The 10,260-nt window shown below is 54.2% G+C and carries 7 protein-coding genes; 2 read left to right on the top strand and 5 right to left on the bottom strand.

Translation table 11 applies throughout. The annotated features are described in order from the left end of the window. The coding region (gene rpoB, locus ATB02_RS24630; RefSeq protein ID WP_105272367.1) for a DNA-directed RNA polymerase subunit beta at positions 1 to 2,485 on the top strand (2,485 nt) is incomplete at its 5' end. A gap of 76 nt (positions 2,486 to 2,561) precedes the next feature. Next, on the top strand, positions 2,562 to 6,785 hold the full coding sequence (gene rpoC / locus ATB02_RS24625; protein ID WP_000653947.1) for a DNA-directed RNA polymerase subunit beta': 4,224 nt from the start codon (positions 2,562 to 2,564) through the stop codon (positions 6,783 to 6,785). 241 nt (positions 6,786 to 7,026) lie between these two features. Here the strand turns inward: rpoC and thiH are convergent, their stop codons facing one another. The 5 genes from thiH to thiE form a co-directional block, all read right to left on the bottom strand. Next, on the bottom strand, positions 7,027 to 8,160 hold the full coding sequence (gene thiH / locus ATB02_RS24620) for a 2-iminoacetate synthase ThiH (RefSeq protein WP_105272366.1): 1,134 nt from the start codon (positions 8,158 to 8,160) through the stop codon (positions 7,027 to 7,029). Then, positions 8,157 to 8,927: a thiazole synthase gene (gene thiG, locus ATB02_RS24615; RefSeq protein WP_039021949.1), complete on the bottom strand. Its 771-nt coding sequence runs from the start codon at positions 8,925 to 8,927 to the stop codon at positions 8,157 to 8,159. Before thiG ends, thiH begins: the two co-directional genes overlap by 4 nt. 1 nt (position 8,928) lies before the next feature. Continuing rightward, positions 8,929 to 9,129: a sulfur carrier protein ThiS gene (gene thiS / locus ATB02_RS24610; protein WP_105272365.1), complete on the bottom strand. Its 201-nt coding sequence runs from the start codon at positions 9,127 to 9,129 to the stop codon at positions 8,929 to 8,931. Further along, complete coding sequence (gene thiF / locus ATB02_RS24605; protein ID WP_032185276.1) at positions 9,113 to 9,868, bottom strand: thiazole biosynthesis adenylyltransferase ThiF; 756 nt, start codon at positions 9,866 to 9,868, stop codon at positions 9,113 to 9,115. Before thiF ends, thiS begins: the two co-directional genes overlap by 17 nt. After that, positions 9,861 to 10,260: thiamine phosphate synthase (thiE, locus tag ATB02_RS24600; RefSeq protein WP_105272364.1), on the bottom strand; the 400-nt coding region annotated here is incomplete at its 5' end. The genes thiF and thiE, both read right to left, overlap by 8 nt.

The raw sequence follows: 10,260 nt of genomic DNA, 5'->3' as shown, positions 1-10,260 counted from the left end.
GGACCAGAACAACCCGCTGTCTGAGATTACGCACAAGCGTCGTATCTCCGCACTCGGCCCAGGCGGTCTGACCCGTGAACGTGCAGGCTTCGAAGTTCGAGACGTACACCCGACTCACTACGGTCGCGTATGTCCAATCGAAACTCCTGAAGGCCCGAACATCGGTCTGATCAACTCCCTGTCCGTGTACGCACAGACTAACGAATATGGCTTCCTTGAGACGCCGTACCGTAAAGTGATCGACGGTGTTGTAACCGACGAAATTCACTACCTGTCTGCTATCGAAGAAGGCAACTACGTTATCGCCCAGGCGAACTCCAACCTGGATGAAGAAGGCCACTTCGTAGAAGATCTGGTAACTTGCCGTAGCAAAGGCGAATCCAGCTTGTTCAGCCGCGACCAGGTTGACTACATGGACGTATCCACCCAGCAGGTGGTATCCGTCGGTGCGTCCCTGATCCCGTTCCTTGAACACGATGACGCCAACCGTGCATTGATGGGTGCGAACATGCAACGTCAGGCCGTTCCGACTCTGCGTGCTGATAAGCCGCTGGTTGGTACGGGTATGGAACGTGCTGTTGCCGTTGACTCCGGTGTAACTGCGGTTGCTAAACGTGGTGGTGTCGTTCAGTACGTGGATGCTTCCCGTATCGTTATCAAAGTTAACGAAGACGAGATGTATCCGGGCGAAGCGGGTATCGACATCTACAACCTGACCAAATACACCCGTTCTAACCAGAACACCTGTATCAACCAGATGCCGTGTGTGTCTCTGGGTGAACCGGTAGAACGTGGCGACGTGCTGGCAGACGGTCCGTCCACCGACCTCGGTGAACTGGCGCTCGGTCAGAACATGCGTGTAGCGTTCATGCCGTGGAATGGTTACAACTTCGAAGACTCCATCCTCGTATCCGAGCGTGTTGTTCAGGAAGATCGTTTCACCACCATTCACATTCAGGAACTGGCATGTGTGTCCCGTGACACCAAACTGGGGCCAGAAGAGATCACTGCTGACATCCCGAACGTAGGTGAAGCTGCGCTCTCCAAACTGGATGAATCCGGTATCGTTTACATTGGTGCGGAAGTGACCGGTGGCGACATTCTGGTTGGTAAGGTAACGCCGAAAGGTGAAACTCAGCTGACCCCAGAAGAAAAACTGCTGCGTGCGATCTTCGGTGAGAAAGCGTCTGACGTTAAAGACTCTTCTCTGCGCGTACCAAACGGTGTATCCGGTACGGTTATCGACGTTCAGGTCTTTACTCGCGATGGCGTTGAAAAAGACAAACGTGCGCTGGAAATCGAAGAAATGCAGCTCAAACAGGCGAAGAAAGACCTGTCTGAAGAACTGCAGATCCTCGAAGCGGGTCTGTTCAGCCGTATCCGTGCTGTGCTGGTAGCCGGTGGCGTTGAAGCTGAGAAGCTCGACAAACTGCCGCGCGATCGCTGGCTGGAGCTGGGCCTGACCGACGAAGAGAAACAAAATCAGCTGGAACAGCTGGCTGAGCAGTATGACGAACTGAAACACGAGTTCGAGAAGAAACTCGAAGCGAAACGCCGCAAAATCACCCAGGGTGACGATCTGGCACCGGGCGTGCTGAAGATTGTTAAGGTATATCTGGCGGTTAAACGCCGTATCCAGCCTGGTGACAAGATGGCAGGTCGTCACGGTAACAAGGGTGTAATTTCTAAGATCAACCCGATCGAAGATATGCCTTACGATGAAAACGGTACGCCGGTAGACATCGTACTGAACCCGCTGGGCGTACCGTCTCGTATGAACATCGGTCAGATCCTCGAAACCCACCTGGGTATGGCTGCGAAAGGTATCGGCGACAAGATCAACGCCATGCTGAAACAGCAGCAAGAAGTCGCGAAACTGCGCGAATTCATCCAGCGTGCATACGATCTGGGCGCTGACGTTCGTCAGAAAGTTGACCTGAGTACCTTCAGCGATGAAGAAGTTATGCGTCTGGCTGAAAACCTGCGCAAAGGTATGCCAATCGCAACGCCGGTCTTCGACGGTGCGAAAGAAGCAGAAATTAAAGAACTGCTGAAACTTGGCGACCTGCCGACTTCTGGTCAGATCCGCCTGTACGACGGTCGCACTGGTGAACAGTTTGAACGTCCGGTAACCGTTGGTTACATGTACATGCTGAAACTGAACCACCTGGTCGACGACAAGATGCACGCGCGTTCCACCGGTTCTTACAGCCTGGTTACTCAGCAGCCGCTGGGTGGTAAGGCACAGTTCGGTGGTCAGCGTTTCGGGGAGATGGAAGTGTGGGCGCTGGAAGCATACGGCGCAGCATACACCCTGCAGGAAATGCTCACCGTTAAGTCTGATGACGTGAACGGTCGTACCAAGATGTATAAAAACATCGTGGACGGCAACCATCAGATGGAGCCGGGCATGCCAGAATCCTTCAACGTATTGTTGAAAGAGATTCGTTCGCTGGGTATCAACATCGAACTGGAAGACGAGTAATTCTCGCTCAAACAGGTCACTGCTGTCGGGGTAAAACCCGGCAGCGGATTGTGCTAACTCCGACGGGAGCAAATCCGTGAAAGATTTATTAAAGTTTCTGAAAGCGCAGACTAAAACCGAAGAGTTTGATGCGATCAAAATTGCTCTGGCTTCGCCAGACATGATCCGTTCATGGTCTTTCGGTGAAGTTAAAAAGCCGGAAACCATCAACTACCGTACGTTCAAACCAGAACGTGACGGCCTTTTCTGCGCCCGTATCTTTGGGCCGGTAAAAGATTACGAGTGCCTGTGCGGTAAGTACAAGCGCCTGAAACACCGTGGCGTCATCTGTGAGAAGTGCGGCGTTGAAGTGACCCAGACCAAAGTACGTCGTGAGCGTATGGGCCACATCGAACTGGCTTCCCCGACTGCGCACATCTGGTTCCTGAAATCACTGCCGTCCCGTATCGGCCTGCTGCTCGATATGCCGCTGCGCGATATCGAACGCGTACTGTACTTCGAATCCTATGTGGTTATCGAAGGCGGTATGACCAACCTGGAACGTCAGCAGATCCTGACTGAAGAGCAGTATCTGGATGCGCTGGAAGAGTTCGGTGACGAATTCGACGCGAAGATGGGTGCGGAAGCAATCCAGGCTCTGCTGAAGAGCATGGATCTGGAGCAAGAGTGCGAACAGCTGCGTGAAGAGCTGAACGAAACCAACTCCGAAACTAAGCGTAAGAAGCTGACCAAGCGTATCAAACTGCTGGAAGCGTTCGTTCAGTCTGGTAACAAACCAGAGTGGATGATCCTGACCGTTCTGCCGGTACTGCCGCCAGATCTGCGTCCGCTGGTTCCGCTGGATGGTGGTCGTTTCGCGACTTCTGACCTGAACGATCTGTATCGTCGCGTCATTAACCGTAACAACCGTCTCAAACGTCTGCTGGATCTGGCTGCGCCGGACATCATCGTACGTAACGAAAAACGTATGCTGCAGGAAGCGGTAGACGCCCTGCTGGATAACGGTCGTCGCGGTCGTGCGATCACTGGTTCTAACAAGCGTCCTCTGAAATCTTTGGCCGACATGATCAAAGGTAAACAGGGTCGTTTCCGTCAGAACCTGCTCGGTAAGCGTGTTGACTACTCCGGTCGTTCTGTAATCACCGTAGGTCCATACCTGCGTCTGCATCAGTGCGGTCTGCCGAAGAAAATGGCACTGGAACTGTTCAAACCGTTCATCTACGGCAAGCTGGAACTGCGTGGTCTTGCTACCACCATTAAAGCTGCGAAGAAAATGGTTGAGCGCGAAGAAGCTGTCGTTTGGGATATCCTGGACGAAGTTATCCGCGAACACCCGGTACTGCTGAACCGTGCACCGACTCTGCACCGTCTGGGTATCCAGGCATTTGAACCGGTACTGATCGAAGGTAAAGCTATCCAGCTGCACCCGCTGGTTTGTGCGGCATATAACGCCGACTTCGATGGTGACCAGATGGCTGTTCACGTACCGCTGACGCTGGAAGCCCAGCTGGAAGCGCGTGCGCTGATGATGTCTACCAACAACATCCTGTCCCCGGCGAACGGCGAACCAATTATCGTTCCGTCTCAGGACGTTGTACTGGGTCTGTACTACATGACCCGCGACTGTGTTAACGCCAAAGGCGAAGGCATGGTGCTGACTGGCCCGAAAGAAGCAGAACGTCTGTATCGCTCTGGTCTGGCTTCTCTGCATGCGCGCGTTAAAGTGCGTATCACCGAGTATGAAAAAGATGCTAACGGTGAATTAGTAGCGAAAACCAGCCTGAAAGATACGACCGTTGGCCGTGCTATTCTGTGGATGATTGTACCGAAAGGTCTGCCTTACTCCATCGTCAACCAGGCGCTGGGTAAGAAAGCAATCTCCAAAATGCTGAACACCTGCTACCGCATTCTCGGTCTGAAACCGACCGTTATTTTTGCGGACCAGATCATGTACACCGGCTTTGCATATGCAGCGCGTTCTGGTGCATCTGTTGGTATCGATGACATGGTCATCCCGGAGAAGAAACACGAAATCATCTCCGAGGCAGAAGCTGAAGTTGCTGAGATTCAGGAGCAGTTCCAGTCTGGTCTGGTAACTGCGGGCGAACGCTACAACAAAGTTATCGATATCTGGGCTGCGGCGAACGATCGTGTATCCAAAGCGATGATGGATAATCTGCAAACTGAAACCGTTATTAACCGTGACGGTCAGGAAGAGAAGCAGGTTTCCTTCAACAGCATCTACATGATGGCCGACTCCGGTGCGCGTGGTTCTGCGGCACAGATTCGTCAGCTGGCGGGTATGCGTGGTCTGATGGCGAAGCCGGATGGCTCCATCATCGAAACGCCAATCACCGCGAACTTCCGTGAAGGTCTGAACGTACTCCAGTACTTCATCTCAACCCACGGTGCTCGTAAAGGTCTGGCGGATACCGCACTGAAAACGGCGAACTCCGGTTACCTGACTCGTCGTCTGGTTGACGTTGCGCAGGACCTGGTGGTAACCGAAGACGATTGTGGTACCCATGAAGGTATCATGATGACGCCGGTTATCGAGGGTGGTGACGTTAAAGAGCCGCTGCGCGATCGCGTACTGGGTCGTGTAACTGCTGAAGACGTTCTGAAGCCGGGTACTGCTGATATCCTCGTTCCGCGCAACACGCTGCTGCACGAACAGTGGTGTGACCTGCTGGAAGAGAACTCTGTCGACGCGGTAAAAGTACGTTCTGTTGTATCTTGTGACACCGACTTTGGTGTATGTGCGCACTGCTACGGTCGTGACCTGGCACGTGGCCACATCATCAACAAAGGTGAAGCAATCGGTGTTATCGCGGCACAGTCCATCGGTGAACCGGGTACACAGCTGACCATGCGTACGTTCCACATCGGTGGTGCGGCATCTCGTGCGGCTGCTGAATCCAGCATCCAGGTGAAAAACAAAGGTAGCATCAAGCTCAGCAACGTGAAGTCGGTTGTGAACTCCAGCGGCAAACTGGTTATCACTTCCCGTAACACCGAACTGAAATTGATCGACGAATTCGGTCGTACCAAAGAAAGCTATAAAGTGCCTTACGGTGCAGTACTGGCGAAAGGCGATGGCGAACAGGTTGCTGGCGGCGAGACCGTTGCAAACTGGGACCCGCACACCATGCCGGTTATCACCGAAGTAAGCGGTTTTGTACGCTTTACTGACATGATCGATGGCCAGACCATTACTCGTCAGACCGACGAATTGACCGGTCTGTCTTCGCTGGTGGTTCTGGATTCCGCAGAACGTACCGCAGGTGGTAAAGATCTGCGTCCGGCACTGAAAATCGTTGATGCTCAGGGTAACGACGTTCTGATCCCGGGTACCGACATGCCTGCGCAGTACTTCCTGCCGGGTAAAGCGATTGTTCAGCTGGAAGATGGCGTACAGATCAGCTCTGGTGACACCCTGGCGCGTATTCCGCAAGAATCTGGCGGTACCAAGGACATCACCGGTGGTCTGCCACGCGTTGCGGACCTGTTCGAAGCACGTCGTCCGAAAGAGCCGGCAATCCTGGCTGAAATCAGCGGTGTGGTTTCCTTCGGTAAAGAAACCAAAGGTAAACGTCGTCTGGTTATCACCCCGGTAGACGGTAGCGAGCCGTACGAAGAGATGATTCCGAAATGGCGTCAGCTCAACGTGTTCGAAGGTGAACGTGTAGAACGTGGTGACGTAATTTCCGACGGTCCGGAAGCGCCGCATGACATTCTGCGTCTGCGTGGTGTTCATGCTGTGACTCGTTACATCGTTAACGAAGTACAGGACGTATACCGTCTGCAGGGCGTTAAGATTAACGATAAACACATCGAAGTTATCGTTCGTCAGATGCTGCGTAAAGCTACCATCGTTAACGCGGGCAGCTCCGACTTCCTGGAAGGCGAACAGGTTGAATACTCTCGCGTCAAGATCGCAAACCGCGAACTGGAAGCGAACGGCAAAGTGGGTGCAACTTACTCCCGCGATCTGCTGGGTATCACCAAAGCGTCTCTGGCAACCGAGTCCTTCATCTCCGCGGCATCGTTCCAGGAGACCACTCGCGTGCTGACCGAAGCAGCCGTTGCGGGCAAACGCGACGAACTGCGTGGCTTGAAAGAGAACGTTATCGTAGGTCGTCTGATCCCGGCAGGTACCGGTTACGCGTACCACCAGGATCGTATGCGTCGTCGTGCTGCAGGTGAAGCTCCGGCTGCACCGCAGGTGACTGCAGAAGACGCATCTGCCAGCCTGGCAGAACTGCTGAACGCAGGTCTGGGCGGTTCTGATAACGAGTAATCGTTAATCCGCAAATAACGTAAAAACCCGCTTCGGCGGGTTTTTTTATGGGTGTTATTCAGAGGGCAAATTCTTCACGGGAAATATTAAGAAAGGCAGGGCGAAACGAGGAAGAAGCTTTTCGCCCTGGACAACATTCCTGCTGACGGTACTAACATAAAAAAACACAACGCTTTCAACAATCTTGCGTTTTTCATCTTCCGTAGCTGCTCGGAATAAATTTACGTTCTTACATTCTGTCTCATGTCCTTTGCGAGGTGCGTCCCAGATAGCTGTCCCAGTCTTTCCACACCGGCTGCAAACCCTGAGCGGTTAACGCGGCGGCCACCGCTTCTGGTCTGCGATCGTCGTGCGGTGAGAACTGTTTCAGCTCGGGATGATTGTCGGCATAACCACCTGGTTGCGTTTTCGAGAAGGCGCTGACGTTATTGATCGCCAGCGGAATAACGCGATCGCGAAACCACGGTGATTCCCGCGTGGAGAGTGACAGTTCAATCTCCGGCGCAAGCAGGCGGAAGGCGCAGATAGTTTGCACTAACTGGCGTTCATCCATAATCGACGCTGGCTCAATTCCGCCAGTACACGGGCGCAGGCGCGGGAAGGAGACAGAGTAACGGCTTTGCCAGTAATGTTGTTGCAGCCATAGCAAATGTTCGGCAACCATATAGCAGTCAACGCGCCAGCTGTCGGAAAGGCCGATTAACGCGCCGAGGCCTATCTTATCTATCCCCGCACGGCCCAGCCGATCCGGCGTTTCCAGCCGCCAGAAGAAGTCCTGTTTTTTCCCTTTCAGATGATGGTGGGCGTATGTCGCCTCGTGATATGTCTCCTGATAAACCATCACCCCATCCAGACCAAGTTGCTTTAACTCGGCGTATTCCGCTTCCGCCAGTGGCTGTACTTCCATCTGTAGTGAAGAGAACTGTTCACGCAGGACAGGGAGATGACGACGAAAGTAATCCATCCCCACTTTCGCCTGATGTTCACCAGTGACCAGCAATAGATGTTCAAAGCCCATCTCCCGGATAGCGGCGCTTTCCCTGGCGATATCCGCTTCATCCAGCGTTTTACGCTTGATGCGATTGCTCATGGAAAATCCGCAGTAAGTGCAGTCGTTAGCGCAAAGATTAGAGAGATAAAGCGGGACGTAGAAACTGACGATGTTGCCAAATCGCTGGCGGGTCAGGCGCTGCGCCCGTTGAGCCAGTGGTTCCAGGTATTCACCAGCGGCAGGTGATAGCAATGCCATCATATCGTCGCGAGTGAGTTGCGAAACATTGAGCGCCCGCTCTACGTCAGCTGCCGTTTTGCTGTTGATTCGCAGGCGGATGTCGTCCCAGTCCAGTTGTCGCCAGCGATCGCTGAAGGTTTTCATGCCGATGCCTCCAGAAATCCGGTCAGCGGGCTAGTGGCATGAGCAAAATGACTGCGACTGCCCGGCCCGGACTGACGTGCCAGCAGGCCGGCGTCTACCGCCAGACGAAATGCCTTCGCCATGTTGACGGGATCGTCCGCGACGGCAATCGCCGTATTCACTAACACCGCATCGGCTCCCATTTCAAGCGCCTGCGCGGCATGGCTGGGAACGCCAATGCCAGCATCAACGACCACCGGAACAGTGGCTTGCTGGATAATAATCTCCAGCATGGCGCGGGTTTCCAGTCCCTGATTAGAGCCAATTGGTGCGCCGAGCGGCATTACTGCTGCACAGCCCACTTCCTCCAGACGTTTGCACAACACTGGATCGGCACCACAGTAAGGCAGCACGACAAATCCCTGTTGCACCAACGTTTCGGCGGCTTTCAGGGTTTCGATGGGATCGGGCAACAGCCAGCGGGCGTCAGGGTGAATCTCTAATTTTAGCCAGTTTGTGCCTAATGCTTCACGTGCCAGATGGGCGGCGAAAATGGCTTCTTCCGCTGTTTTCGCCCCGGAAGTATTCGGCAGCAGGGTCACACCCGCCGCGATAAGCGGTTCGAGGATAGCATCGTTGTGCTGGCGCAAGTCGACGCGTTTCATCGCCAGCGTCACCAGTTGGCTGCCGGAAGCGCGGATCGCCTCCACCATCAATTGTGAAGAGGCGAATTTCCCGGTGCCGGTAAACAGATGTGAATCAAACGTTTTGTCCGCAATACGTAACATCTCAACCCCCTGCAATAACCTGAAAAAACAGGATCTGGTCGCCATCCTGCACGATATGTTGCGCCCACTGCTCTCGCGGGATGATTTGCTGGTTAATCGCCAGCGCCGCGCCCGCTTGTTGTTGATTGAGTTGCACGAGCAGATCGTGAACAGTTAGCCCGGCGACGCACTGCATCGGTTGATCGTTAAACAGGATCTGCATTGCTTCCTCCGCATACCGGGCAACCGCTGGCGCGGCGCAACGCCAGGTTGCGCCATTGGTTTAATTTACCGTCAAACAGTCGAAGATATCCCGCAGGGGTCTCTATACCACTCAATAGCTTAATTGCTTCCAGTGCCTGTAACGTGCCCATGACCCCGACCACCGGGCCAACCACGCCTGCCGTGCGGCAGTTGCGTTCAGGCTCCTGGTTATCCGGCCACAGGCAGCGGTAACACCCCTGTTCCCAGGGCGGTGTCAGCACCATCAACTGACCACCAAATCCGACCGCGCTGGCGGTGATAAGCGGTGTGTTAAGTGCTACGCAGGCGGCATTAATCTCCTGGCGAGTCGCCATGTTGTCGGTACAGTCGAGCACCACATCGGCCCTTGCTACCGCATCTTTTAACGCCTTACCCGTTAACCGTTGTTGTAATGCTGTCAGTTGAATGTCGGGATTCAACTGTGTCAGTCGCTGTTGGCTGACCTGCGATTTCGGGCGATCGATATCTTCAGTCGTAAAGAGGATTTGTCGTTGCAGATTGCTCAAATGCACATCGTCGTCATCTGCCAGTACCAGCGTCCCGACACCAGCTCCCGCCAGGTATAGTGCAGCAGGTGTACCCAACCCACCCAGACCGATAATCAGCACCTGGCTGTCGAGCAGTTTTTGTTGCCCGTCAAGAGCAATATCGTCGAGCAGGATTTGACGGCTATAACGCATAAAATCACGGTCATTCATCGCCAACTCCTGCAATTTCCAGCAACTGTGCCGTTGCCAAACGCCAGTCTGCGGCCTGGGTAATGGCACTGACGACGGCGATACTGCCAACACCTGTCGCCATCACCGCAGGTGCGCGCGGCAGGCTGATACCGCCAATCGCTACAGTGGGATAATCAGCCAGACGCTCAATGTGCCGTGCCAGCTGTTCCAGCCCCTGCGGTGCAGAAGGCATCTGTTTGGTTTGGGTCGGGAACACATGTCCTAGCGCGATATAAGAAGGACGTGCTGCCAGCGCGACGTCGATCTCCATATCATCATGAGTCGAAACGCCCAGCCGCAGGCCCGCCGCGCGGATGGCGCTGAGATCGGTGGTTTGCAAATCTTCCTGTCCCAGATGGACGCCATACGCC

Source organism: Escherichia sp. MOD1-EC5189 (assembly GCF_002966045.1).
GTDB lineage: Bacteria > Pseudomonadota > Gammaproteobacteria > Enterobacterales > Enterobacteriaceae > Escherichia > Escherichia coli_F.
The sequence above is the reverse complement of the archived record's forward strand: the minus strand, read 5'-3'. Positions and strand labels throughout refer to the sequence as shown.